The sequence below is a fragment of the Streptomyces sp. NBC_01506 genome (assembly GCF_045040295.1).
In the GTDB taxonomy this organism is placed as follows: domain Bacteria; phylum Actinomycetota; class Actinomycetes; order Streptomycetales; family Streptomycetaceae; genus Streptomyces.
In genome coordinates, this window is record NZ_CP109422.1 from 461,061 (window position 1) to 486,860 (window position 25,800).

General features: G+C 70.9%; 21 protein-coding genes. 10 read left to right on the forward strand and 11 right to left on the reverse strand.

The features are described 5' to 3' along the window. Positions 1 to 677: 677 nt before the first annotated feature. Positions 678 to 992: a nuclear transport factor 2 family protein gene (locus OG329_RS02005; protein WP_405792175.1), complete on the forward strand. Its 315-nt coding sequence runs from the start codon at positions 678 to 680 to the stop codon at positions 990 to 992. Positions 993 to 998: 6 nt separating this feature from the next. Here OG329_RS02005 and OG329_RS02010 read toward each other — a convergent pair whose 3' ends face one another. Further along, positions 999 to 1,799, reverse strand: coding sequence for a hypothetical protein (locus tag OG329_RS02010; RefSeq protein ID WP_405792177.1), 801 nt, complete (start codon positions 1,797 to 1,799; stop codon positions 999 to 1,001). A gap of 382 nt (positions 1,800 to 2,181) precedes the next feature. On the opposite strand from OG329_RS02010, the gene OG329_RS02015 reads away from it, so the two are divergent. After that, a complete protein-coding gene (locus OG329_RS02015; RefSeq protein WP_405792179.1) occupies positions 2,182 to 2,670 on the forward strand; it encodes a hypothetical protein in 489 nt (162 codons plus the stop codon). A gap of 36 nt (positions 2,671 to 2,706) precedes the next feature. Here OG329_RS02015 and OG329_RS02020 read toward each other — a convergent pair whose 3' ends face one another. Beyond that, on the reverse strand, positions 2,707 to 3,123 hold the full coding sequence (locus OG329_RS02020; protein WP_405792181.1) for a cupin domain-containing protein: 417 nt from the start codon (positions 3,121 to 3,123) through the stop codon (positions 2,707 to 2,709). 52 nt (positions 3,124 to 3,175) lie between these two features. Here OG329_RS02020 and OG329_RS02025 point away from each other — a divergent pair, with 52 nt between their 5' ends. After that, entirely contained in the window at positions 3,176 to 4,162 is a 987-nt protein-coding gene (locus OG329_RS02025; protein WP_405792183.1) for a GlxA family transcriptional regulator, read from the forward strand. 41 nt (positions 4,163 to 4,203) lie between these two features. Here the strand turns inward: OG329_RS02025 and OG329_RS02030 are convergent, their stop codons facing one another. From OG329_RS02030 to hemC, 4 genes are all read right to left on the reverse strand, one after another. Continuing rightward, entirely contained in the window at positions 4,204 to 4,785 is a 582-nt protein-coding gene (locus OG329_RS02030) for a GNAT family N-acetyltransferase (protein WP_405792185.1), read from the reverse strand. A 10-nt stretch (positions 4,786 to 4,795) separates the two neighbouring features. Then, positions 4,796 to 6,931 carry an NAD-dependent DNA ligase LigA gene (gene ligA, locus OG329_RS02035; RefSeq protein WP_405792186.1) on the reverse strand — a complete coding sequence of 712 codons (2,136 nt, stop codon included), beginning with the start codon at positions 6,929 to 6,931 and terminating at the stop codon, positions 4,796 to 4,798. A 75-nt stretch (positions 6,932 to 7,006) separates the two neighbouring features. Beyond that, positions 7,007 to 7,930, reverse strand: coding sequence for a TIGR03564 family F420-dependent LLM class oxidoreductase (locus OG329_RS02040; protein ID WP_405792188.1), 924 nt, complete (start codon positions 7,928 to 7,930; stop codon positions 7,007 to 7,009). A gap of 82 nt (positions 7,931 to 8,012) precedes the next feature. After that, positions 8,013 to 8,948, reverse strand: a complete 936-nt coding sequence (gene hemC, locus OG329_RS02045; RefSeq protein WP_405792190.1) for a hydroxymethylbilane synthase — start codon at positions 8,946 to 8,948, stop codon at positions 8,013 to 8,015. A gap of 157 nt (positions 8,949 to 9,105) precedes the next feature. Between hemC and OG329_RS02050 the strand changes: the two genes are divergently transcribed. After that, the gene (locus OG329_RS02050) at positions 9,106 to 9,888 is read left to right on the forward strand and encodes a calcium-binding protein (RefSeq protein ID WP_405792192.1); all 783 of its coding nucleotides are present in this window, start codon (positions 9,106 to 9,108) and stop codon (positions 9,886 to 9,888) included. Positions 9,889 to 9,966: 78 nt separating this feature from the next. Here the strand turns inward: OG329_RS02050 and OG329_RS02055 are convergent, their stop codons facing one another. Then, on the reverse strand, positions 9,967 to 10,437 hold the full coding sequence (locus OG329_RS02055; protein WP_405792193.1) for a hypothetical protein: 471 nt from the start codon (positions 10,435 to 10,437) through the stop codon (positions 9,967 to 9,969). Between the two features lie 399 nt (positions 10,438 to 10,836). Between OG329_RS02055 and OG329_RS02060 the strand changes: the two genes are divergently transcribed. The 5 genes from OG329_RS02060 (at position 10,837) to OG329_RS02080 (ending at position 19,879) form a co-directional block, all read left to right on the forward strand. Continuing rightward, complete coding sequence (locus OG329_RS02060; RefSeq protein WP_405792195.1) at positions 10,837 to 12,045, forward strand: cytochrome P450; 1,209 nt, start codon at positions 10,837 to 10,839, stop codon at positions 12,043 to 12,045. Between the two features lie 10 nt (positions 12,046 to 12,055). After that, entirely contained in the window at positions 12,056 to 13,183 is a 1,128-nt protein-coding gene (locus OG329_RS02065) for a type III polyketide synthase (protein ID WP_405792197.1), read from the forward strand. Between the two features lie 296 nt (positions 13,184 to 13,479). Beyond that, positions 13,480 to 17,442, forward strand: a complete 3,963-nt coding sequence (locus OG329_RS02070) for a tetratricopeptide repeat protein (protein WP_405792199.1) — start codon at positions 13,480 to 13,482, stop codon at positions 17,440 to 17,442. Positions 17,443 to 17,609: 167 nt separating this feature from the next. Further along, positions 17,610 to 18,575 carry a hypothetical protein gene (locus tag OG329_RS02075; protein ID WP_405792201.1) on the forward strand — a complete coding sequence of 322 codons (966 nt, stop codon included), beginning with the start codon at positions 17,610 to 17,612 and terminating at the stop codon, positions 18,573 to 18,575. Further along, positions 18,572 to 19,879: an extracellular solute-binding protein gene (locus OG329_RS02080; RefSeq protein ID WP_405792203.1), complete on the forward strand. Its 1,308-nt coding sequence runs from the start codon at positions 18,572 to 18,574 to the stop codon at positions 19,877 to 19,879. The genes OG329_RS02075 and OG329_RS02080 overlap by 4 nt, the downstream gene beginning before the upstream one ends. Positions 19,880 to 19,940: 61 nt before the next feature. On the opposite strand, the gene OG329_RS02085 is transcribed toward OG329_RS02080, so the two are convergent. Continuing rightward, complete coding sequence (locus OG329_RS02085) at positions 19,941 to 20,897, reverse strand: right-handed parallel beta-helix repeat-containing protein (RefSeq protein WP_405792205.1); 957 nt, start codon at positions 20,895 to 20,897, stop codon at positions 19,941 to 19,943. Between the two features lie 229 nt (positions 20,898 to 21,126). Here OG329_RS02085 and OG329_RS02090 point away from each other — a divergent pair, with 229 nt between their 5' ends. Beyond that, positions 21,127 to 21,822, forward strand: coding sequence for an SGNH/GDSL hydrolase family protein (locus tag OG329_RS02090; RefSeq protein ID WP_405792206.1), 696 nt, complete (start codon positions 21,127 to 21,129; stop codon positions 21,820 to 21,822). Between the two features lie 6 nt (positions 21,823 to 21,828). On the opposite strand, the gene clpB is transcribed toward OG329_RS02090, so the two are convergent. Genes clpB through OG329_RS02105 form a run of 3 tightly spaced genes read right to left on the reverse strand, consistent with a single transcriptional unit; the run spans position 21,829 to position 25,798 of the window. Further along, the gene (clpB, locus tag OG329_RS02095) at positions 21,829 to 24,474 is read right to left on the reverse strand and encodes an ATP-dependent chaperone ClpB (RefSeq protein ID WP_405792208.1); all 2,646 of its coding nucleotides are present in this window, start codon (positions 24,472 to 24,474) and stop codon (positions 21,829 to 21,831) included. Next, positions 24,465 to 24,812: a chaperone modulator CbpM gene (locus OG329_RS02100; RefSeq protein ID WP_405792209.1), complete on the reverse strand. Its 348-nt coding sequence runs from the start codon at positions 24,810 to 24,812 to the stop codon at positions 24,465 to 24,467. Before OG329_RS02100 ends, clpB begins: the two co-directional genes overlap by 10 nt. Beyond that, entirely contained in the window at positions 24,809 to 25,798 is a 990-nt protein-coding gene (locus OG329_RS02105) for a DnaJ C-terminal domain-containing protein (RefSeq protein ID WP_405792211.1), read from the reverse strand. Before OG329_RS02105 ends, OG329_RS02100 begins: the two co-directional genes overlap by 4 nt. Between the last annotated feature and the right edge of the window lie 2 nt (positions 25,799 to 25,800).

Sequence of the window (25,800 nt, forward strand, 5' to 3'; positions counted from 1 at the left end):
AGCTTCCTTCCTTACCTGATCCAAGGGGAGCGAGGCAGGCGGAAGCGCGGGCGAGCGCGCCACCGTGTCTCACTCAGGGAGGAACCTGCCGACCGGGTGATGTCCCTTCACCCGATGAGCAGCCGTGCGGTCCGTGCGGTCTGTGCGCCGTGCGGTCCGTGCAAGGGCATGTGATGCGGCACCTGACATCCGCGGGAAACCCGCGAGAGTTTTGCATGCTGGCAACGGGATCATAATTTGTCAAGAGTCTATCCAAATTGCGCTGACCTGCTGCTGGACGGACGGGTTCGAAGCGGCGGCCCGGCCGGGGAATCGCGGCCGTTGAGACTCGGGCCGGATTGCGTTCGCACACTGAACAAATGCCGCAGGCACGACATCGGGGCATGGGTGGCTCGGTGGCGGCCCAGGGGCCAAGCTCATGTCATCGGCCCGGTACGTGGCCGGAGCACGCACACCGAGGGGACGCACGATGAGCCGCGATTCGACCACCGGGACGGACACGAGGACGGACACCGGGGCCGGCAACTCCACGAACTCCGGAGACGCCGGCCCCGGCCGCGGGGAGCGCTCGCGCCGGGCTGCGGGGCGGCGCGGCAGGCGTGATGATGACACTGCCCGCCGCCGGCGTCCCCACGCCCCGAGACCGGCGGCCCGCCCAGCCACAAGGAGGACCACCCATGAGCGTCATCCCCGAAGACCCGGCGGTGGCCGCGTTCGTCGCGGCGATCAACGGAGGGAACCGGGACGCCTTCTTCGCCGTCCTGACCCCGGACGCCACGATGTCCGACGACGGAAGCGCACGTGACCTCGCCGCCTGGGTGGACAAGGAGATCTTCTCCGCCGACGGCCGGATGGACATCGAGACCGCCTCCGACGAGGGCCGCGCCCTGACGGCGACGTTCACCAACTCGACGTACGGCACCATGCGCACCCGCTGGGCCTTCACCGTCACCGACGGCCGTATCAGCCGCTTCGACACGGGCCAGGCGTAACGGCTCCTATCCGGCTGACTCTCTGACGGCCCGCCGCAGTTTCCCGGCGCCCGGTGACGTCGTCCGGAGGTTGGCGACCGCGGTCCGTGCGTCCGGCCAGATGTCGAACCGGCCCCAGTGGAGCGGCCAGGCGAAGCGCCGGTCGACGATCCAGGCCAGATGCGCTTCGACGTCGGCGCGGCGCTCGGGCTGCGCGATCGCCATGTCTGGTTCGACGGGCAGGCACCAGGTGTACTCGTCGAGCGCGAGGATTCTGCCGTCGAAGTCGCCGTGGACATGGTCCCCGTGGAGTGGCGGCTCGGTGCCGGCCTCCCGTAGAAACGTGTAGTCGCCCACGGTCTCACCCGTAGGCGCCCGGAGGAACCGCAGGACCGTCCTGCCCACCGCGACGACGATGTCATCGGCGCCCCACAGCACGCCGCCCGTCCCGGCGGGGGCGGCCGGCGTGCGCAGTCGTCGCGGCTCGCCGACGCCGAGCGACCAGACCTCGATGTCCCCCGCCGCCGTGAGGACGGCTCCCCGGTCCCCGGAGGGGGGCCCAGGCCCATACCGCGAAGTCCAGCCGACGCCGCCGTCGATCCACTCCAGGACGTTGACACACCGTCCGGTCGCGACCTCCCAGACCTGTGCGGTGCCACTCTCGCCATGTCCCCAGTCTCCGGTGGCCAGATGGGTGCCGGAAGGGCTGAGCGCCAGCGCGGTGATCTTCGAACGGTGTCCGTAAGGGCGGCTGAGCATCGTGCCCCGCGCGCGGATCAGGTTCGTGGCGAGCCGGTGCGCGGGGGGTGAGGCCGTGGTCGCGTTCAAAAGCGGTCAGCTTGGTCCGTAACGGGCGCAGGTCGCGGGCCGGGACGAAGGACGTCCAGTCCGCGCCCGTCAGCAGGTTCTCCAGAGTGGCCGGGTCGGCCGCGGCGAGGGCGGCGGGGTCCACGAAAGGGCCCGGCGAGGGAGCGGGCCGGGAACCGTCCAGACAGCGTTGGGCCTCGCCCGGCCCGAGGGCGTCGAAACTGCCGGAGAGCGCGACAACACGGTCTTTCAGGTTCATGAGCGGCGACACTATCGGCCGGCACTGACATCGCCGCGGCCACCGTTCCGGGGATGGGCTTGGATGTCGCGGAGAACAGGTATGTGGTCATGGGGGGGCGGTTCGGACGTCCGTCGCCCCCCGAACGGTGAACAGGAGAATCCGATGCGCCATCCGACACCCCACACCGCCCTGCGTCGACTCGACCCGCTTGTGGGGGCGTGGGACATGTGGGCCGCCGGGCACCAAGCGGGCCCGGTACGGACCGAGTTCGCCTGGCTGGAGGGCGGAGCCCTGCTGGTCCAGCGCGCGGACGTCGGGCCCGGGACGGCGTTCCCGCCCGAGTGGCAGGCGCACGCGCCCTTCCCCACGACCATGGTCACCGGTTACGACGACACGGCCGACGAGTTCACATCGCTGTACACCGACGGCCGGGGGGTCGCGCGTGTCTACCGTGCGAGCCTGACCGCCGGCGTATGGCGGCAGTGGCGTACAGCACCCGGCTTCCACCAGCGGTTCGCGGCCACCTTCGACGAGGACGGCGACACGATGAGGGGCGGCTGGGAGCGATCGGAGGACGGCGAACTCTGGATGACCGATTTCGACGTGACGTACGTCCGGGCCGGTGTTCGTCCTGAGGCCCGGACGGGCTGACGTCCACCGCTGCGGCGCTGTCGCGGTTGGCGCGGCTCAGGAGCCGCCGAGTGCGTGACCTGTCGTCGCGTCGACATGGTCCGGGACCTCGTCGTGCCGGTCCCCGACCGTCGACGTCCCTGACGGCTCGAACATCAGGATCGCCGCGCGGGACGGGGCGTAGGGCCTGTGCTCCGTACCGCGCGGAACGGTGAAGACCGCCCCCCGCGGCAGAACGACCGTGCGCTCGCCCGTGGGCTCACGCAACGAGATCTGGAGCTCGCCCTCGAGCACCAGGAAGAACTCGTCGGTGTGCTCGTGGACGTGCCAGACATGCTCGCCCTCGACCTTGGCGACGCGTACGTCGTAGTCGTTGACGCGCGTCACGATACGAGGGCTCCACAGGGCGTCGAAGGAGGTCAGCGCCTTGTCGAGGGAGATGGGGCTGATGGCGCTGTTGGGTTCGTGGCTCATGGCCCCATGCTCGCCGGTTCCGCGCGGTCGATGTGAGTGCTAGGAATCGCATATGACGCAAGAATCCTCGCAGGGTCCTGGCCGGGGCCTCCACCGGGTCGTCGTGATCGTGGACGAGAACTCGAATCCCTTCGAACTCGGCTGCGCGACCGAGATCTTCGGCCTGCGCAGACCCGAGATCGGCCGTGATCTCTACGACTTCCGTCTCTGCTCACCCGAGCCGAGCACCCTGATGAGGGACGGATTCTTCACACTCACGGGGGTCGCCGAGCTGACGGCGGCCGACACGGCGGACACGTTGATCGTGCCCAACCGGCCCGACGTCGAGGTGCCTCGCCGTACGGCCGTGCTCGAGGCCGTCCGCCGGGCCCACGCGCGCGGCGCGCGCCTCGTCGGCTTCTGCAGCGGCGCCTTCACCCTCGCCGAGGCGGGGGTGCTCGACGGGCGCCGGGCCACCGCTCACTGGCAGTGGGCGGACGCGTTCCGGGCCCGCTTCCCCTCCGTACAACTCGAATCGGACGTGCTGTTCGTCGACGACGGCGACATCCTCACGGCGGCGGGGAGCGCCGCCGCGCTCGATCTCGGGCTGCATGTGGTGCGCCGTGACCACGGGGCGGAGGTCGCCAACTCCGTCAGCCGGCGGCTGGTCTTCGCGGCCCATCGGGACGGCGGGCAGCGGCAGTTCGTGGAGCGCCCGGTGCCCGATCTGCCGGACGAGTCGCTGGCGCCCGTCCTGGCCTGGGCGCTGGAGCGACTGGACTCGCCGCTCGCGGTGGCCGATCTCGCGGCGCGCGCGTCGGTCAGTCCCGCGACGCTGCACCGCCGCTTCCAGGCCCAGCTCGGCACGACGCCGCTGGCGTGGCTCACCGGTGAACGGGTCGCCCTCGCCTGCCGGTTGATCGAGCGAGGCGAGTCACGCTTCGAGCTGGTGGCGCGGCGCAGCGGCCTGGGCACGGCGACGAATCTGCGTACGCTCATCCGCCGCGAGACGGGCCTGACCCCGTCGGCCTACCAACGCCGCTTCGGCCCCGGCCTGTGAGCGGGGTTGCGCGCCCCGCGGGCCGCGCAACCCCGCCACCGTCATTCCGGGGCGACACGTGCGTGCAGATGCATGTCGTGCCACCCGTCCACGTGCAGCGCGGCCCCGCGTCGGACGCCTTCCGCCTCGAAGCCGGCCTTGGCCGCGACACGGCAGGACGCCTCGTTGGCGGTGGAGTGCTCCAGCTCCAGCCGGTGGAAACCGCCCTCGCCCAGCGCCCATTCGGCCAGCGCTGTGACCGCCCGGGGGCAGATCCCGCTGCCACGTGCCGCCGGCACCGTCCAGTAGGCGACCTCTGCCGTCCCGTCCGTCAGGTTCCACGCCTTCAGTGACAGCCGGCCCAGCAGCGTGCCGGTGTCCGCTCCCGCCACCGCCCAGTGGCCCTCCGTCTCATCGCCCCAAGTGCCCTGCCACCGCCGGATCCATCCCCGTGCCTCGTCCACCGAATCGGCTCTGCGCACATGCCAGCGCTGGATCGCCGGATCCCCGAACGCCTCCACCACGGCCTGGGCATCGCCGATCAGCCAGGGCCGCAGCAGCGCCCCGCCGCCGACGGTCAGCGTCGGCTGACCGGACGCGGCGAGCGAGCCTGCGGGTATCTCGGGAGGTGTCAAGGCGGGCATGGCGTCTCCCTCAGCGATCCGCTTCGGCCGCGCCGCCGTTGTCACCGCCGCCGCCGTCGTCGGTGAGCAGTGACGCGATCAGCTCCGCGAACTCGTCCGGTGTGACCACGCGCGTGCCGAGCTGTTCGGCCTTCTGGCGCTTGGATCCCGCGTTGTCTCCCGCGACCAGCAGAGACGTGCGTTTCGAGACGCCGGAGGAGGACTTGCCGCCCGCCCGCTCGATCAGTTCGTTCATCTCGTTGCGCGAAAGCTTCTCCAGCGGTCCCGTCATGGCGCCGGTGACCACCACCGTCATACCGTCCAACGGACCGGCGTCCGCGGCCGGTTCGCCGTCCTCGGTCGGCGTCGGGTCGTCGGAGGGCGGCGTCGCGCCGGGCTCGGTCATGTTGACCCCCGCGGCGCGCAGCTTCTCTACGAGGTCCGCCAGCTCGGCCAGCTCCGACACGATCGACGGGGCCTTCTCCCCACCGATCCCGTCGACGCGCTGCATCGCCTGCGCGTCGGCGGCGCACAGCAGCTCCATGGTCCCGAAGTGGCGTGCGATACGGCGGGACATGGAGCGTCCGGTGCCGCGGACCCCGAGCGCGGCGAGCACGCGCGACAGTGGCTGCCCCTTGGCCCGCTCGATCGCGGCCAGGAGATTGTCCGTGCTGGTCTCCCCCATCCGGTCGAGACCGAGGATCTGCTCACGGGTGAGGGTGAACAGGTCGCCGATGTCCGCGACGAGCCCGGAGTCCACGAGTTGGACGACGCGGGTCGCGCCCAGGCCCTCGATGTCGAACTGATCGCGCCCGGCGGCGTACGAGATGGATGCCACGACATGGCAGTCACGGCCCCGCACACAGCGCCAGCGCTGCTCCGAGGTGTCGATGTCGGAGCCGCACTGCGGGCACGTCTCGGGAAAGACGACGGCCTTCTCGTCCCCGGTGCGCAGATGCGCCACGGGCGCCTCGACGCGGGGGATGATGTCGCCCGCCTTGTACACCATCACGTGGTCGCCGATCCGCAGATCGCGGCGGGTGATGTCGTTCGGGTTGTGGAGGGTGGCGTAGGTGACGGTCGAGCCGTCTATCTCGACGGGCTCCAGGACGGCGCGGGGCGCGATGGTGCCCGTACGGCCCACGTTCCACTCCACGTCGAGCAGTCGTGTCACCTTCTCGACCGCCGGCAGTTTCCAGGCGATGGCCCAGCGGGGCGCGCGGGAGCCCGATCCCGCCGCCAGTTGGTCGGCCGCCGCGTCGGCCTTGACGACGATGCCGTCGATGCCGAACGGCAGCTCCGCGCGGAGCGCCCCGATCTCCTCCACCCGCACACGCACGGCCTCGGCGTCGGTGACCGTCCTGGGCGGAACCGTCGTGGTCGCGGTCGTGTGCACGCCCAGACCCGCCACGAGTGTGAGCACGTCGCTGTGCGGCAGTTCGGTGAGTGAGGCGGCCAGGTCGTCACCGGATGCGGCGGGGCCCAGCGGCAGGGCCGCGTACGCGAAGAACGTCATCTCCACCTGATACGGGCGGTCCTTGGCACGTACGCTCCCGGCCGCCGCGCTGCGCGGATTGGCGAACGGGGTCCCGCCGTGGCTCGTACGGAGCGTGTTGGCCTGTTCGAACTGCTCGGTCGTCATCAGGACCTCGCCGCGCACTTCGAGCGTGACGGGCTCGGCGAGCCGGTCGGGCAGTCCCGCGATCATCCCGATCGCGTGCGAGACGTCCTCGCCCGCCAGCCCGTCCCCGCGCGTGATCAGCCGGGCCAGTCGGCCGGACTCGTACCGCGCGGCGACGGCCAGGCCGTCCAGCTTCGGCTCGACGCTCCAGCGCTCGACCGGCCGCCCGATCCGCCGCTCCACGGACGCGGCCCAGGTGGTGAACTCCTCGCCGCCGAAAACGTTGTCCAGGGACAGCATCGGCGCCGTGTGCGGTACGTCCCCGACCACCGCGCCGCCCGCGACCTTCCCGCTGGGCGAGTCGGCGGAGATCTCGTCCGGATGAGCCGCCTCGTAGGCCGCTATGCCCCGCACCACGCGGTCGTAGGCGTCGTCGTCGAGGGCGCTCTCGCCCGTCGCGTAGTAGGCGGCGGCGGCCTTCGTCGCGGTCTGGACCGCGACGGCGTAGGCGGCTGCGTCGACAAGAACGGCTGCGGGTGTCGTCATGCCTCCTATCTTGCCGCCCACCACTGACAACACCCCTGACCTGCGGTGTTGCCAATAGCGGGGCGGGGAGGAGGGTCAGCCGGCGAGCCGGCCCAGGAGATCCCAGGTGCGGCGGCGGTCCGCGTCACCGGCGATCTCCGTGCCCGCGAAGACGACCTCGGTCGCCCCGGCGTCCCGGTAGCGCCGTACCTCTTCGGCGACCGTCCGCTCGTCGCCGATCACGGCGACATCGGCGGCGCGTGTGCCGCCGGAGAGTTCGATGGCCCGCGCGTAGGACGGGATCGACTCGTAGAAGGCGAGCGATTGGGTGGCCGTCTCGCGCACCGTGTCGACGTCGTCGGTGACCACGCCGTACACGAGCGCCACGATCCGGGGCGCGGGTCGGCCCGCGGCCTCCGCCGCCGCGTTGACGGCCGGGACGATGTGGTCGGACAGGGCGCGGGGGCCGGCGAGATAGGGCAGGATCCCGTCCGCCAGCTCCCCGCTGACACGTAGCGCCTGCGGCCCCATCGCGGCGACCAGCAGCGGTACTCCGGCGTCGGCTCCCGGCACCCGCGCGGGCAGGGGGGTGCGGGTGGTGAGCAGCTCACCTTCGAATTCAGCGGCTCCGGTCTCGGTCAACTCCCGCAGGACGGTGAGGAATTCACGCAGCCGGGCGACGGGCCGTTCGAACGGGATGCCGAAGCCGCCCTCGACGAGAATCTTGGCGCCGAGGGCGACGCCGAGGTGGTAGCGGCCGTGTGTGGCCGCCTGCGCGGTCAGCGCCTGGCTCGCCACGGTCAGGGGGTGCCGTCCGAAGACGGGGATCGCGGACGTGCCCACCTGGAGGGCCGGTACCTCACGTCCGACGATCGCCGCGAGTTGCGGCGAGTCGGCGCCGAGGGTCTGTCCGAACCAGGCGGACCGCAGTCCCGCCGCCGCGGCCTCCTCGGCGAGCCGTACGGTGGCGTCGATCTGGTTGTCGGCATCGGTCGCGTTGAGTGCTACTCCCACAGTCATGCCGGGGAAACCAGCGCCCGCGGGTCACTCATTCCGTTCCTGTGTAACGGATTGTCAGCTCGTCCCCGGGCGCGGCGGACCGTCAGTGCGCGATGGAGTCGATCAGTTCGCGCGCTCCCTGGCGCAGCAGGGCCACCGCGACCGACGTGCCCAGAGTCTCCGGGTCGAGCGGGCCGGCCCATTCGTGCGCGTTGAGGACCGTCTTGCCGTCCGGGGTGAAGACCCGTGCGCGCAGGGAGAGCCCGCCGCTGCGCTCCGCGTGCGCGAACCCGGCGATGGGGCTGTTGCAGTGGCCCTGGAGAACGTGGAGGAACATCCGCTCGGCGGAGGCTTCCTTGTAGGTGTCGCGGTCGCCGAGCGCGGAGACGGCGTCGATGGTGTCGGTGTCGTCCTCGCGGCACTGGAGGGCGAGGATCCCCGCTCCGATGGGCGGGCACATGAGGTCCGCCGACAGGATCTCGGTGATGGCGTCGCTGCGCCCGATGCGCTCCAGGCCCGCCGCGGCCAGCAGCAGCGCGTCGGCCTCGCCGGCCTCGAGCTTCTCCAGCCGGCGGTTGGCGTTGCCGCGCATCGGTACGCAGATGAGCTGCGGGTGGGAGGCGGCGAGCTGGGCGACGCGCCGGACCGACGATGTACCGACCCGGGTGCCCGCCGGCAGTTCGTCGAGGGTGCGTCCGGCGGGGTGGATCAGGGCGTCGCGGATGTCGTCGCGCTTGAGGAAGGCGGCGAAGACCGTCCCGGCGGGCAGCGGCCGGTCGGCGGGCACATCCTTGACGCAGTGCACCGCGAGGTCGGCCTGTCCGGCGACGAGGGCGGCGTCGACCTCCTTGGTGAAGGCGCCCTTGCCCTCGACCAGGGAGAGGTCGCCCATCCACTTGTCACCGGTCGTCCTGACCGGGACGACCTCGGTCACGATGCCGGGGTGGAGAGCGGTCAGTTCGGTGCGCACGCGCTCCACCTGGGCGAGCGCCATCGGCGAGTCGCGGGAGACGATGCGAATCAGTTCTGGGGTGGACATGCCGCTCACCATAGAACGTGGGACGAGTGCTTCCGTCATCCGACCCGGAAGCCCATCTCCCCCGTACGACATGAACGTTGGGCACCTCCGGGCAGGTGTGCGAGCGAAGCGGTGAGAACGACCGCAACCTTTACCGCTTTCGGCGGTCATACCTGATATGACCAGACACGCCGTTGTCGCCCTGACCCTCGCCGCAGCGGTCGGCGCACTCACCGCACCGACCGCACTCGCCGACAGCACCGCTGTCCCCTCTCCTGTCGCCGCCGTCCCCACGGACCCGGTGGTCACCGGCGTCACCGTCAACGGCGGTAAGGACGTGGTCGTCGGCATCACCGAGCGCAAGACCTTCGATGTCACGGTGTACGGGAGCGACGACTCCGGGCTGGAGATGGCCGACGTCGACCTGCTGGGTCCGAACTTCGGCTTCTACACCACCGACAACTTCTGTGAGACCGCGACCGCCTGCACCATGAGCTTCACCGTCGACCCCCACCTCGATCCGTACAACGACGACGCCGATCTCAGCAACGCCAACGCCGGTGCCTGGTACGTGAACACGCTGGTGGACACCAACGACGGCGTCTCCTTCCTCACGAAACACGCCGGTGATTTCCGGATCAAGCGCGCCGCCAAGATCACGGTCAACGCCGCGCCCGAGCCGGTCACGAAGGGCGGCACCCTGACGGTCACCGGCAAACTGACCCGCGCGAACTGGGACACGTACCGCTACGCCGGCTACACCGGCCAGACGGTGACGCTCCAGTTCCGCCCGAAGAACAGCACCGCCTACACCACCGTCAAGACCCTCAAGACCGACGGGACGGGAAACCTCCGGACGACCGTCAAGGCCGCCGCCGACGGTTACTGGCGGTGGACCTTCGCCGGTACGACCACCACGGCCCCCAAGACGGCGGCCGGGGACTACGTGGACGTCCGCTGACGGACGGCGAACCGCGCCGCCGACGGCGCGGGCCCGGGGGCCCGATGTCCCGCAGGACCGCTCCCCCGGGCCGCCCGGTCACTGATGGAAGACGTTCACCTTCCACTGGGCCTTCCAGCGGCCGTCGCCGAACTTCAGGTCCGCCGTGCACTTGTACGTGTCGCCGTCACACGTCAGCCCCGTCACCGGCACCGGAGCGGCAGCCGCCGCGCGGGCGTTCGTGTGGAACACGTTCACCCTCCAGTCGGCCTTCCAGCGGCCGTCACCGAACTTCAGGTCCGCCGTGCACTTGTACGTGTCGCCGTCACACGTCAGCCCCGTCACCGGCACCGGAGCGGCAGCCGCCGCGCGGGCGTTGGAGTGGAAGACGGTCACGCCCCAGTCGGCCTTCCAACGGCCGTCGCCGAACTGAAGGTCGGCGGTACATCGACCGGTGTCACCATCGCAGTTGAGGGCCTTCACCGGCACCGGAGCCGCGACCGCCGGAACGGTGAGACCGAGGGTGAGGGCCGCCGCCGCGGCGGTGGCATGAAGGAGAGTGCGCATCATCGTGCAGTCCTGACCTGGGGGCGCCGTATACGCCCGACCACAGTGGTTCTGGCGTCCGGGGACCCTGCCGAACCTTGATCACCCGCCGCTCCACCACAACGAGCGAGCGCGTGGGCGGACCCGCTCGCCGACGCCGCGCTCCGGCGCGTTCGACCGCTCTCACCTCGCGCCGGGCGAGACTTCCCGCGCCGTAAAGGCGCCGTAAGAGCAGATGGCCGAACGGGTGATCGCGCCTCTTCGAGGCGGGCGCACCGCGTCGGCAACGGGTGCCCGAGGCCACCAGTTACCCGTACAGGTGAGCCTTGGCATTTCCACGCATGGCGGCACCCTCCCTGCGGAATGAACTCAAGGTTGCCCAACGTCACCGTAAGTGACTATCTTCGCTGTGGGAGTGCTGTGATGACCGGCGTGGACTCAGTACAGACCTGTCCCTTCCGCCATGACGAGGCCCTGGAACCCGACCCCTTCATGACCCGGATGCGGACCGAGGCGCCCGTCACCCGCGTGCGCATGCCGTACGGCGAGGGCGATTGCTGGCTCGTGACCCGGTACGAGGACGTGAAGACCGTCACCTCGGACCGCCGCTTCAGCCGAGCCGCCCTGGTCGGACGGGACTTCCCCCGGATCACTCCGGCGCCCATCGCGCAGTCCGAGTCGATCAACCTCATGGACCCGCCCGAGCTCAACAGGGTGCGCAGGCTCATCAACAAGGCGTTCACCACCCCACAGGTGGAGGCGCTGCGCCCATGGACCCAGCGGACGGTGGACACCCTGCTGGACACCATGACCGAGAGCGGCTCACCGGCCGATATCGCGGACCACCTGGCGGACCGGCTGCCGTTGATGACGATCTGTGAGCTGCTGGACGTGCCGGAGGCGGACCGCCCCCAACTGCGCCAGCGCGCCATGGAGATGATGTCCATGAACGCCGCCGACCGGAATTCGGCGGTCCAGGCGAAGGCATGGCTGCGGGCCTACTTCACCGAGCTGACGGCACAGCGGCGGCGCGCGCCCGGCGAGGATCTGATCAGCGCCCTCGCCACCGCGCGCATCGGCGACGAGATGCTGGACGAGGGCGAGCTGGCGGTGCTGGCCATGCTCCTGGTGATCACCGGCCACGACACCACCACGTACAACATCAGCAACATCGTCTACACGTTGCTGACCCGGCCCGAGCAGGCGGCCGAGTTGCGTGCCCGGCCCGAACTGCTGCCGCAGGCCCTCGAGGAGCTGCTGCGCCACATCCCCTTCCGCCAGGGTGTCGGCATCCCCCGCGTGGCCATGGAGGACGTCGACTTCGACGGCGTCGTCATCAAGGCGGGCGACACGGTGCATGTGTCCTATCTGACCGCCAACCGTGACGAACTCGCCTACGAGCGGCCGGACGAGCTCGACTTCCACCGCGAAGACCCCACCCCCCACATGACCTTCGGGTGGGGCAGCCACCACTGTCTGGGAGCCCATCTGGCACGCATGGTGCTCCAGGTCTCCATCGGCACACTGCTCACCCGTTTCCCCGACCTTCGTCTGGCCGTACCGGCGGAGGAGGTGCGGTGGAACACCGTCTCGATCTGGCGATACCCGCTCGCCCTGCCGGTCACCTGGTAAGGAGCTGATCATGGCAACTCTGTGCAGGCCCGCCATCGCCGTACCCGAGCACGTCATCACGATGGAACAGACCGTGGAGCTGGCCCGGACGCTCCACCCCGATCATCCTCAACTCGAGCTCGCCGTGCGGCTGATCAGCAACACGGGTGTCCGTACCAGACGTCTGGTACGGCCCATCGAGGAGACGCTGCGCCATCCCGGCTTCACCGCTCGCAACGACACCTACGAGGTGGAGGCGAAGGCCAGGGTGCCCGAGGTCGTGGAGCGCGCCCTGGCCCACTCCGAACTCACGGCGCAGGACATCGACATGATCGTCTACGTGTCGTGCACGGGCTTCATGATGCCCTCGATGACCGCGTGGCTCATCAACACCATGGGCTTCGGATCGGACACCCGGCAACTGCCGATCGCCCAGCTCGGCTGCGCCGCCGGCGGTGCGGCCATCAACCGCGCGCACGACTTCTGCGCCGCGTACCCGGAAGCCAACGTACTCATCGTGGCCTGCGAGTTCTGCTCGCTGTGCTACCAGCCGACGGACCTCGCGGTGGGCAATCTGCTCTCCAACGGCCTCTTCGGGGACGCCGTCGCCGCGGCGGTGGTGCGCGGCCAGGGAGGCACCGGCGTACAACTGGAGCGCAACGGCTCGCATCTGGTGCCCCACACGGAGGACTGGATCTCCTACGCGGTCCGGGACACCGGCTTCCACTTCATGCTCGACAAGCGGGTGCCCGGCACCATGTCCGTACTCGCGCCCGCCATGCGGGAGATGGCCGAGCCGCACGACTGGGACGTGTCCGGACTCGACTTCTACATCGTGCACGCCGGCGGGCCCAGGATCCTGGACGACCTCTGCCACTACCTCGACGTACCGCCGGAGATGTTCCGCTACAGCAGGGCGACCCTCACCGAGCGCGGCAACATCGCCAGCGCCGTCATCTTCGACGCGCTGGACCGCTTCTTCGAGGAAGGCGGCGCCGAGCACGGCGCGCGAGGGGTGATCGCGGGCTTCGGCCCCGGCATCACGGCCGAGATCACCCTCGGCACCTGGTCGGTGGGCGGACAGGAGAGCGGGCGGATCGAACGGGAAGTGATCCTGCCGACGCCGGTCCTGATGTCGCAGTCGGACGCGGTCGGCTGACCCGTCCCACCCGACGCTGTCCTCGAGCGCCGTACGGGCCGACGGTCCGTACGGCGCTCGAGGCCGGACCCCGAGGCCGGTCCTTGAGGCCGGTCCTTGAGGACGGGCCCTGAGGACGGGCCCTGAGGACCGGCCTGCCTCGGGCCGCCGATGCTGATGCGCGAGACCGGCGGTCTCCGCGCCGTCGTGCCCATCACGTCCGCCGCGTCCGCCACGTCCCCCACCCACGCCCGTTTCGACCCTCCCGTTACGCAGTGGGTGCTCATTGTCACCCCCCGTGGCTATTGTTGAGCAGTATGAGGGAGCCCGCAGTCACTTCCAACTCCAGTTCACCGGACGGCCCTTGGCGCGTCCGGCTGGTCGAGGACGAGACCGGCACCGCCCCTCCGCTCGGCGCCGGGGTGCTGCTGCCGGGCGGTCTGGTGCTCACCTGCGCCCACGTCGTGCTCGCCAAACCCCGCCGCAGGACGGACGGTTCATGGGGATCCGGCCGGCGCGGCGATCCGCCCCGGCCGGTCGACACGCTGTACGCGGAGTTCCCCGGCGCGCCCGCCGTCCCGCCCGTGCGGCTGCGCGCCGAGGTGCTGGCCGAGCATCTGACGCCGCCGACCTCCCACTACAGCGGCGACATCGCCCTGCTGCGACTGGCCGCCGTGCCGCCGGTGGAGGGCGCCGTCCTGCACCGCCAGATCCCCGGGCGCGGCACCCCGGTGCACTGCCTCGGCTACCCGGACCAACTGCCCGGCGGTGAGGGCCTCGGCGCCCGGCTCATGGGGCTCGGCGGCCCCGCGCCCTTTCCCGAGTGGGTCCAACTCGATCCGGAGGGCGGGTCGTACGCGGTGCGCCGCGGCTACAGCGGCAGCGGGGTGGTCACCGAATCGGGCGACGTCCTCGGCATCCTGGTCCACCAGTACGGCACCGACCGCTTCACGGTCCCGGTCAGCCACGCCTACATGATCCCGACCGAGACCATCCTGCGGTATCTGTCCGTCCTGCGGCTCCCGCGGGACGATCGTCCGCCGGAGTTGAAGGTGACGGGGGCGCCCGCCCTGTCCCACACCATCCCGCGCGATCCGCCCGGGAGCGGTTCGCCGCGTGCTCTCGGGCTGCGCCGCAAGGTGACCCACTGGCTCATCGACTCGGTTCCGCCGACTGGCACGACGGACTCGGCCCCCGCGCCCGTCTCGGATCCGATGTCCGGGGCGGGGGCCGACCCGGCGTCCGGCAGGCGCGCCGCCACGGAGCCCGTCGAGCTGCTGTTCGCCCGCGACGACGGTCATGACGACATGTCGGCCATCCACGCCACGCTCAACCTCGCCGACCGCGAACGCGATCCGCGACCGCCGGGCACGGGCGACGCCTCCGAACCGCCGCCCGGTTCGATCGACTTCGCCGTGGACGCCATGGGCTTGACGGCCGCGCAGCTCATCGCCGCCACCGCCGAGCGCGTCGGTCTCGCGGGCCCGGCCACACCAACCGGACCGTACGGCTCCGGCGGCCCTCGCGGCTTCGACGGAAAGGACCGGCACGCCGCGACGGACGAGCGCGACCGCGTACTGGCGCGGATCGCCGGAGACATCCCGCCGATCGCCGCCGCCTTCCTCTCCGTCGACCGGACGGACCCGACGACCGACTCCCCGTTATCCCTGCTCAGCGCGGTACGGGCGGGCGGGCAGACCCGGTTGCTGCTCGTCTTCCGCGACCCGGCGTCCCCGTTGCTCGAAGACGTCGTGGACACGCTGCTCGACGACGACTGGGCCGGGCGCCGCACGACGGCCGTCGCCGTACGGCTCGAACGGCTCGCCGAGCTGGAGAGAAGGTTCCGCCGGCTGTACGCACACCCCGGTGCCCGGCGCATCACTGACGCGCCGCAACCCGTCCACCGCCAACTGGCCGCGCGGCTCGCCGAGTTGTGTACGGACGACGAGGTGCCGCCCAAGAGCGCCGCCCTCGCCTACGACCTGTTCCTGCTCGACATCGCCGTGGAGGACGCCATCCGGCGGACCAGATCGGCCGTCCAGCTTCTCGACCGGCCGAACGCTCCGGGCGGGTACGTGGTGAGCCCGGCCGGTGACGGCCTCACCGATCTGCCGCACATCACCGTCGAGGATCCCGACTCGATCATCGAGCCCGAGGCACAGGCACAGGCACAGGCGCTTACAGAAGCACCAGGACCGACAGAGGAGCCGCGGTCCGGTCTCGTACGCGGCCAGGAGCTGCACCAGCAGTACAAGGTCGTCGGACTGCTCGGCGAGGGCAGTTTCGGTCAGGTGTATCTCGCCCGCGACCAGATGCTCGAGAACCGCCCGGTGGCTCTGAAGGGCGCGCGCGACCCGGGCGACGCGACCGATCGGCGGATCTCCCGTCTCGAACTGCTCCGGCTGGTCAGTCTCAACCACCCTTCGATCATCAAGGTGTTCAACTACGCCCGCCATCCCGGCCGCCCCGAGCAGCCCGAACACCCCGCGAACAAGGCCCGGTTCATCGTGATGGAGTTCGCCGACGGGGCGCCGCTCGAATGGGTCGCCGAGCAGATCAGGAACAACGAGGCACCGTTCGACGGCCCTCGCGTCCATGAGTTCATCGCCGCCTACGGCCTGCGGATCCTGAACGCGCTCAGCTATCTGCACGACGAGGAGGGCTTCGTCTACGGCGATCTCTCTCTGACCAATGTCATGCACTGCGGCAACGGCATCAAGCTCATCGACGTCGCGGGCGTACGCAAGATCGGGCACGCGGGCCCGGTCACGCACACCGCGCCCGAACTCGGCGATTCCACCGAAGTGACCGTGGCGGCCGATCTGTACGCGGTCGGAGCGGTCCTTCAGGAGCTTGTCGACCGGGTCCCCGCCCACCCCGCCGACCTCGGGACGACCTCCCTCCAGCGCGTCCTGCACCGAGCGGGGGCACCGCGCCCCCAGGACCGGTTCGCCGACGCGCGGGAGATGGCCGTGCAGCTCCACGGCGTGCTGCGCGAGCTGCGCTCGCTGCGGCTCGGCGAGGAGACGTTCGAGCCGTCACCGCTGTTCTCGGTCGCGCCCGCCGCGCTCGACGGCGAACTCGGCAAGGCGCCGCCGCTCGAACAGTGGCGGCACGGCGGCAACGACAAACGCCCGCTGACCATACGGCCGCCGGAGCCGGCCGATGTGGCCGTGGGGCTGCCCGTGCCCAGACCGAGCCGCCAGGACCCCAACTGGAAGGAGCTGCGGCGCACGTCGTACGACGATCCGGCCGGTCTGCTCCAGCTCAGCGCCGACTGGCAGCTCTCCCCCGAACTGGCGCTCCTGCGCTGCCGCCTCCACCTGGAGGTCGCCCGCTACCAACCGGCCGACGCGAGCCGGCGTCTGGCGTCGGCCGCGGCCGAGCTGAAGCGGGCCGAGGTCGCCGTCGGCAGCCTGGCGGAGTACGACTGGCGGCTGCGCTGGCACCGGGGGCTGCTCCATCTCGCGGACAACGACGTGGAGTCGGCGCGGCGGTCCTTCGACCGGGTCTACGCGGCGATTCCCGGTGAGTACGCGCCCAAGCTCGCCCTCGGTTACTGCCACGAGGTCCTGGACCACCCGGAGGAGGCGATGGTCTTCTACGGCGCCGTGTGGCAGCGCAACCACGCGCTCGGCAGCGCCGCCTTCGGCCTGGCCCGTATCCATCTGGCCGACGGCGACAGCCAACGGGCCCTCGGCTGGCTCGAGGCCGTCCCCGCCGACTCGCGGCATCGCACCGCCGCCCGCACGGGCATGGTGCGCATCCACGCGGGCCTGCCGGCCGGTGATGATCCGCCGAGCGTGGCGGACGCGAAGCGGGCCTGCGTGGCGCTGCACCGGCTGGCCAGATACGAGGGGCTGACGGACCGTCAGGCTCAGGAGCGGCTGCACACCGACCTGTTGGAGCTGCTGCTCCGGCTGGTCACGACGGCCGCGGAACCGGATCCGCTGCGCGCGCTGCGCGAGACGCTGGACGAGGAGATCTCGATCCCCCTCACCGAACACGACCTGCGGGAACAGTTGGGCGTCGGCTACGAGCGGCTTTCCATGCAGGTGCCGCCCACCGCGCTGCGCGAGCACACCACTTTGGAGAGAGCCCTGCTCGACAACGCGTACCGCACCCGCCCGTTCGGGTTCAGCCACAACAGGGGTGAGCAGCGCCAGGGCCGGCAGCGGCGCTGGCGGCCCGGCCGGCGGCGGACCTGGCCGGCCGCGTCCGACGCGGGGGAACGTGGGGAACGTGGGGAACGTAACGACGGTGCCACCGGAGGGACGTGATGGGCCGCCGGTTCACCGTGCGCGCGTCGCTCCGGTCCGCCCGGACGGCGGGGATGTCGGCCGGGCGCGCGGCAAGGCGGACGGCGTGGCTGCCGGTATGGCGCCGGGCCTGTGGCCGCCGGGCCACGGGCCGGCGGCGGCACACCGCCCCGTTCCTGTTCAGCCGTATGCTTCTGCTGCCCGCGCTCGCCCTGACCGTCCTGGCGCTCGCCGGGACGGCGTACCTCGACCTCGACAGCCGTACGGAGCGACTGCGTGAGCGCTACGCCCCCGCCATGGTCGAACTGGCCCATGCCAGGACGTCGTTGGCGCTGGCGCACAACGAGGCGGCGCTGCGGCTCGGCAAGGACGGCCGGGACCCGCTCCTCCAGACCGATCTCGTCGGCCTCGGCGAGAGGTACCCGTCCCTGCTGACCGAGGCGACGCAGAGCCTCAACAACGCCGCACAGACCAAGGCGCTGCGCACCGACCAGGAGCAGGAGGTGCGTGTGGTGTCCGGTCTGGTGGTGGCCTACGACGACTGGATCGGCTGGGCCGACAGCCACCACGAGAGCCAGGTGCTGCGCACGGCGGGGCTGGAGTACGCGGAGAGTCTGCTGCGTGACCCGGGCCGGCCGGTCGAGCCCACGGCCGTACTGAACCGCATCGTCGCCGTCGAGGCGGAGTTGGCCGAGGACGCCGAAGAACTCTCGGGCTGGACGGCGCTTTCCGCGGTTGCGGCGTCGGGGGCCCTGCTCACCGTGCTGGTCTTCGTCTTCGCCCTCGTCGGCACCATCGACTTCGTCCTGGCACAGCTACGGGTGCGCGGCGCGCTGCTGACGCTGTACGCGGTGCCGGTCGTGCTGGCGCTCGGCGTACTGGTGCTGGGCGGCACCGGCCAGCACCGCGCGCAGCAGACCGTGTCGCGGGCGGGCGTCGAACTGGGCGAGGTGAGTGCGACGGAACGGGCCGGCCCCGTGATCGAGGATCTGGACGAGAAGCTGGCCGTCGAGCTGCGCGGTACGCACCCCGGCGCGTGGGCGCTGGCCGCCGAACTCGCCCTGGCCGTCGGGGCGGTGGGCGCGCTGGCGGGCGGCCTCACCCTGTTCCACTACGGCCGCCGGCACCTGCGGATCTTCTGGAGGACGCCGTGAGGGCTCCGTACCGACTCCTCCGCTCGGCGCTGGCGTGCGCGCTGCTCGCCGGGGCGGCCGTCGCGTCGGCGGGCTGCGCGGCCGAGGAGGAACCGGCGCTGGTCGTCCTCGGGCCGTGGACGGACGGCGAGGAGGAGCCGTTCAAGAAGACCCTCGAGAAGATAGGCGAGCGCACCGGCAGGCACTACGTCTACAAGGGCACGCGCTCGCTGCGCGAGACACTGGTCGCGCAGTTGCGGACGGACGCGCCGCCCGACGTGGCGATCCTCAGTGGTCCCGGCGAGCTGGCCCAGTACGCGCTCGACGGGGACGCGCAGCCGCTGCCCCCGTACATGGACGGCGCGGCCATCGGGCCGTGGGCGCCGCGATTCGCCGTCAAGGAGGACGGCCGGCAGGCGCAGGAGCGCGCGTACTGGGTCCCGGTGCGGGTGGACCTCAAGTCCCTCGTCTGGAGCAGGGCGGGCGAGGAGGAGGCGACGGCCGAGGACGCCGTGTGGTGTCTGGGTATGGCGTCGGGTCCCACGTCCGGGTGGCCGGGCACGGACTGGATCGAGGACCTGCTGCTGCAACGGCAGGGCTACGAGATGTACGAGCGGTGGGCCACCGGGAATCTGGAGTGGAACGGCGAGGTGGTGAAGCAGGCGTGGCGGGACTGGGCCGCCGTGCTGGCCACGGACGACGAGAGGAATGCCGTGGCCGCGCTGTCCACGCCGTTCGAGAATCTGGGCGGGGGCGATTTCGGGCTGTTGAACACGGGCGACTGCACGCGCGAGCATCAGGGTTCCTTCATCCGCCGCCATTACGGTCTCGATGTGACGCCCGCTCCGACGTCCGACTTCGTCGAGGGGCTGCCGACGGACCGGAGCGTGTTCGAGGTCTCGGGGGACATGGCCGCGGTGTTCAAGCCGAGCGAGGCGGCGTGGAAGCTGGTGCTCGAACTCACCTCGCCGAAGGCCCAGGCCGACTGGATCAAGGCGGCGGCTCCGGGGGAACGGCCGTATTTCCCGACCGGTACGACGGGTACGCCGGACACGGCCGCTCCGACCGGGGCCTCGGCGGCGGTGCTGCGGATGTTCCAGGGCGCGGAACAGATCTGCCTCGACGCGTCGGACGCCATGCCGTCGACGCTGCGCGGTGCCTTCCAGCGGGCCGTACTGGAATTCCTGGAGAATCCGCAGGACCCCGATCTGCTTGACGGTCTGACCGACCAACTCGAGGCGGAGCGGCTGTTGCAGGACGCGGCCGGGGCGTTTGTGCTGGACGACCTGTGCGATGTGCCGCCCGGCGGGTCGTCGGGCGGGTAGCGCTGTGGCCGGGCCCGGTGCACCGGGCCCGGCCGGCGATCGAGGCCGACCCCGGCGGCGGTCAGGGCGTGATGGCGATGTTCGTCAGGCCGCGTCCGCCGGTGACCGTGTTGTTCGAGTGGACCGTGGTCCGGCAACTCGCCGTGTCCGCCGTGACGTTGATGGCGAGCTGTTTGTCGCCGGTGGCGCCGGTCAGATCCGACTTGTTGCCGCGGAAGACGGTGCCGCAGCCCCAGCCCGACTGCTGGGTGTGGGTCTCGAAGCCGTTGTTGGTGGTGTTCTTGCCGGTGTTGTTCTCGACAAGCGTGTTGTTGCCCTTCACGTCGACCCAGGAGTCGTCGTAGTTGGCACCGGTCAGGCCCCGGCCGTCGAAGCTGTTGCCGATGATCTTCGCGCCGGTGGTGCCCTCCTTGATGTCGATGGACTCGCCGCCGACGTCGGGGCCGATCGTGTTGCCGATGATCTGCGCGTTGTCGCTCTTGTCGGAGGTGCCGCCGGCCGAGCCGACGTAGACGCCTTCGCCCATGCCCCGGCCGTCGTTGCCGGTGTCGTAGATCCGTGAGTTCTTGATGACCGCGTCACGGCTGGTGTTGCGGAAGTGGACGCCTTCCATGTCCAGGTCGTGCACGACGACGGAGTCGATGACGACGCCGTCCGCGCTGTCGGTCATGATCCCCTTCTGGGCGCCGGTGAGGGTGATGCCCTTGACGGTCCAGTACGAGGCGCCGTTGAGGTGCAGCACGTACCCGCCGCCCGCGTTGAGCACCGCTTTTTCCGAACCGGTGAGCGTGATACGGGAGTTGGCGGTGGCGGCGATCAGCGCCTTGAAGTTTCCGGTGTAGTTGCCGTCGGCGAGCTGGATCGTGTCGCCGGGGCGGACGGCGGTGAGCGCCACCTTCAGCTCGGCGGCGGTGGTCACGTTGATGACCGCCGCGTGGGCCGGGGCGGCGGCCACGGAGAGCACGCCCGCCGTTGTCGCGACGGCGAGGAGAGTGGGGAACAGCCTTGGAGAACGCATCGCAAGCGCCTTCCTGCGGAGAGGAGATGGGGTCTCATATGCGAACAGGGGACGAGCTTGTGAACCCAGGTGCTGACCCGTCACCGTAGGGACACCGGCGAACCGCGTCAAGGTCCGTACCAATAGCGGAACTTCGGGCACATCGACAGCCCCTCCCACCCCCGACACGCCGGCACCCAGGGCGCCCCGACTGCTTGAATGCACGCACGATCGATCGTACTTTTGTGCCATGACGACAGCGGCCAACGCCCTCACCGAAGAGACCGACCCCCTCTGCCTCTCCCCCGCGCGTGCCGCGGGGCTCCTCACCGGAGCCCCGTGGCGGCGGTTCGCCGTGGCCGGCGACAGCCTCGCCGCCGGGATCGGGGACCCGAGCCCCGGCTACGCGAGCCTGCCGTGGGGCGACCGGGTCGCCGACGCCCTGCGCCGTGTCCGTCCCGAACTGGTCTATCTCAACACCGGCACGATCGGCGCCACCGCCGCCGACACGCTGGACCAACAGATGGACGAGGTCGTCGCGTTCGGCCCGGATCTGCTCCATATCTCCTGCGGTGCCAACGACTTGTTCCGGCGGCGGCCCGACTTCGACGTCATCGAGCGCACGGCGCGGCGCGTGTTCGAGCGGGCGGCGGAAACCGGGGCGCGGCTGACCACGTTCACCCTGGGCAGGGCCTTCGACGTGCCGGCGTTCCCCGACTTCCCGCAGCGGGTGCGCACGCTCAACGCCGTCACCGAGTCGCTGGCCCTGGAACACGGCGTGGTCCTGGTCGACATGTGGGACCACCCGCTCAACTCACGGCCGGATCTGCTGAGCGCGGACCGTATCCACTTCTCGACGTCGGGTCAGGCGGTGATGGCGTCGGAGGTGGTCATGGCACTCGCGCGGGCGATCGACGCCCCGGCGGCCACCACGACCTGGCGGTGACGGCCGTCAGGCCCCGGCGCCCACGGGCTCGCGCGGCCGGGTGTCCGCGAAGGTGATGACGAGTTCGCCGTTCTGGGCGTCGACCAGGATCGTCTCGCCGTCGTCCACATCCCCGCGCAGCAGTGCCCGGCCGATCAGGGTCTCGACCTCGTGGGAGATGTAACGGCGCAGCGGCCGGGCGCCGTAGACCGGGTCGAAGCCCTGATGGGCGATGAGTTCGCGGCCCTGCGGGGTGAGGTCGACACCGATACGGCGCTCGGCCAGGCGCTCGCGCAGTTCGTTGAACTGAAGGTCCACGATGCGCTCGATCTGGTCGAGGCCCAGCGGCTTGAACAGCACGATGTCATCCACCCGGTTGAGGAATTCGGGGCGGAAGTGGCCGCGCAGCTCGGCCATGACCAGTTCGCGCGCGTCGGATTTGATCTCGCCCTCGGCGGTGGCGCCGTCGAGCAGATGGGACGACCCGATGTTGGACGTCATGATGATCACCGTGTTGCGGAAGTCGACCGCCCGGCCCTGGGCGTCGGTGATACGGCCGTCGTCCAGGATCTGGAGCAGGGTGTTGAAGACGTCGGCGTGCGCCTTCTCGATCTCGTCGAACAGCACGACGGAGTACGGCTTGCGGCGCACGGCCTCGGTGAGCTGGCCGCCCTCCTCGTACCCGACGTAGCCGGGAGGCGCGCCGACGAGCCGGCTCACCGTGTGCCGCTCCTGGTACTCGCTCATGTCGAGGCGGACCATGTTCTCCTCGGAGTCGAAGAGGGCGGCGGCCAGCGTCTTGGCGAGTTCGGTCTTTCCCACGCCGGTCGGTCCCAGGAAGATGAACGAGCCGATGGGCCTGCGCGGGTCGCGGATGCCGGACCGGGCGCGGATGATCGCGTCGGCGACCAGCCGCACCGCCTCGTCCTGGCCGATGACACGTTCCTGAAGTATCTCGTCCAGGCGCAGCAGCTTCTCCCGCTCGCCCTCCTGGAGCCGTGCCACCGGGATGCCGGTCCAGGCGGCCACGATGTCGGCGATCTCGTCCTCGGTGACCACCTCACGCAGCAGCCGGGTCTCGCCCTGCTTGGCGGCGAGTTGTTCCTCCTCGGCGGCGAGCCGGCGTTCGAGGTCGACGGTCTTGCCGTAGCGCAGTTCGGCGGCCCGGTCGAGGTCGTAGTTCCGTTCGGCGTCCGCCGCCTCGCGCCGCGCCTGTTCGAGCTCCTGGCGCAGGTCCTGGACCCGGCGGATGGCCTGGCGCTCGGCTTCCCACTGTGCCTGTGCGGCATCGGCCTCGCCGCGCAGGTCGGCGAGTTCGCGGCGCAGTTCGGTGAGCCGCGCCCGGCTGGCGGCGTCCTCCTCCTTGGACAGGGCGGCCTCCTCGATCTCCAGGCGGGTGACGCGGCGGGTGATCTCGTCCAGTTCGGCGGGCATGGAGTCGATCTCGGTACGCAGCCGGGCGCATGCCTCGTCCACGAGGTCGATGGCCTTGTCGGGGAGGAAGCGGTCGGAGATGTAGCGGTGGCTGAGGGTGGCCGCCGCCACCAGGGCGGTGTCCTGGATCCGTACGCCGTGGAAGACCTCCAGGCGCTCGCGCAGCCCGCGCAGGATGGAGACGGTGTCCTCGACGCTCGGCTCGTCCACCAGCACCTGCTGGAAGCGCCGTTCGAGGGCGCCGTCGGACTCGATGTGGGTGCGGTACTCGTCCAGGGTGGTGGCGCCGATCATATGGAGTTCGCCGCGGGCCAGCATGGGTTTGAGCATGTTGCCCGCGTCCATGGCCCCCTCGGGGCCGCCCCCGGCGCCGACCACGGTGTGCAGTTCGTCCACGAAGAGCAGGATCCGCCCGGCGGCGGCCTTGACCTCGTTCAGGACGGCCTTGAGGCGTTCCTCGAACTCGCCCCGGTATTTGGCGCCCGCGACCAGGGACCCCATGTCGAGAGAGAAGACGGTCTTGTCGCGCAGGCCCTCGGGGACGTCGCCGCGCACGATGCGCTGGGCGAGTCCTTCGACGATGGCCGTCTTGCCGACACCGGGGTCACCGATGAGGACCGGGTTGTTCTTGCGTTTACGGCTGAGTATCTGGGTGACGCGACGGATCTCGGCGTCGCGTCCGATCACCGGGTCGAGCGTGCCCTCGCGAGCCTCGCCGACCAGGTCGCGACCGTACTTCTCCAGCGCCTCGTACGCCCCTTCGGGGGTCGCGGAGGTCACGCGCTGGTTGCCTCGGACGCGGGTGAGCGCGGCCAGGAAGGCTTCCCTGGTGACGCCGTACTCCTTGAGGAGCCGCCCGGCGGGGGTGGCGGACCCCTCGTCGGTGAGCGCGAGCACGAGGTGTTCGACGGAGACGTACTCGTCCTTGAGCCGGTGCGCCTCCTGCTCGGCGGTGTCCAGCAGTTGGCCCAGGCGCTGGGTGACGAAGACCTGGCCGGGGGCGGCGCCGGGACCGGTGCTGCGGGGCCTGCGGGCGAGTTCGGCCTCGACGGCGGTGCGCAGCGCGGCGGTGTCGGCGCCCGCCTGGTCCAGCAGACGTGGTACGAGGCCGTCGCGCTGGTCCAGGAGCGCGAGAAGCAGATGCTCGCCGTCGGTCTCGCTCTGCCCGAGCCGTACGGCCACGGTCTGGGCGTCCTGGAGGGCTTCCTGGGACTTCTGCGTGAGCCGGTTCATGTCCATGGTGGCTGATCACTCCCGGTCCCGCTGCGGCGCAGCGCGGTTTCGAGGCGGCTGATGCGGTCGAGGAGGTCGACCACCACGCCGAGCGAGGCGTAGTTGAGGCAGAGGCCGACCCGGAGGCGTTCCAGACGGGCGAGGTCGAGGGGGGCGCTCTCGGCGAACCGGAGCCGGCCGGACGCCTCACGCCGGGCTTCCAGCAGACCGAGGGCGACGAACTTGCGGACGACGTCGGGGTGCAGTCCCGACCGGCGGGCGACGGTTTCCAGGGAGAGTCCGGGGAGCGGCACCAGCGCGTAGACGACGCGCGCGTGAGTGTGAGCGTGAGTGTGAGTCGTCACGGTGTCCTCCTCGGGTCGAAGTCGGAGGCTCCGGCGAGCTGTTCGAAGAGTTCGCGCTCACGGTCGGTGGGGTGCGGCGGCACCGTGATCCGCAGTTCGGCGTAGAGGTCACCGTCCGGTCCGCGCGGGTTGGGCAGCCCTTCGCCGCGCAGCCGCAGCCGGCGCCCGCTGGAGGACCCCGGCGGGACGGTGACCTTCGCGGTGCCCTGCGGTGTGGGCACGGGCAGGGTCGCTCCGAGCGCCGCTTCCCAGGGGGTGAGGGGCAGTTGGACCGACAGGTCGCGGCCCTTGACGCGGAAGGTGTCGTGGGGGACGAGGCGCACCCGCAGATAGAGATCGCCGGCGGGGCCGTCGCCGCTGCCCCGGCCGCCCTGTCCGGCGAGCCGGATCCGTTGTCCGTCGGTCACGCCGCGCGGGATGGTGACGTCGTACGTCCGCTGTCCGCCGGGACCGCCGAGGGTGACGCTGCGGTGGCCGCCGCGGTACGCCTCCTCGACGGTGAGCGGCAGTTCGGCCTCCTGGTCGGCGCCGGGCACCCGGCCGCGCGCTCCTCCGGCGCCGAACATCCCGCCGAAGAGGTCTTCGAAGTCGATGCCGCCGGGGCCGGCCGATCCTTCGAAGGGGTCGCCGCCCTCGTCGCCGTAACCCCGGACGAAGCGCACCCGTCCGCCGCCGCCGGGGGCCGCCCGGCCGCCGGGCCATCCGGCGCCGCCCCGGCCCGCGCCGGCGCCCACGCGTTCGTCGTACGGGTCGTAGTCCTCCGGTATCTGCCGGAAGTCGGCGCCGAACCGGTCGTAACGCGCCCGGGTCTTCGGGTCGGACAGCACGCTGTACGCCTCGTTCAGCTCCTTGAAGCGTTCCTCGGCGCCGGGGTCCTTGTTGATGTCCGGGTGGTACTTGCGGGCGCGGGCCCGGTACGCCTGCTGGATCTCCTCGGTGCTCGCGGTGCGCGGCACCCCCAGTGCCTCGTAGAGATCGGCTGCCATGG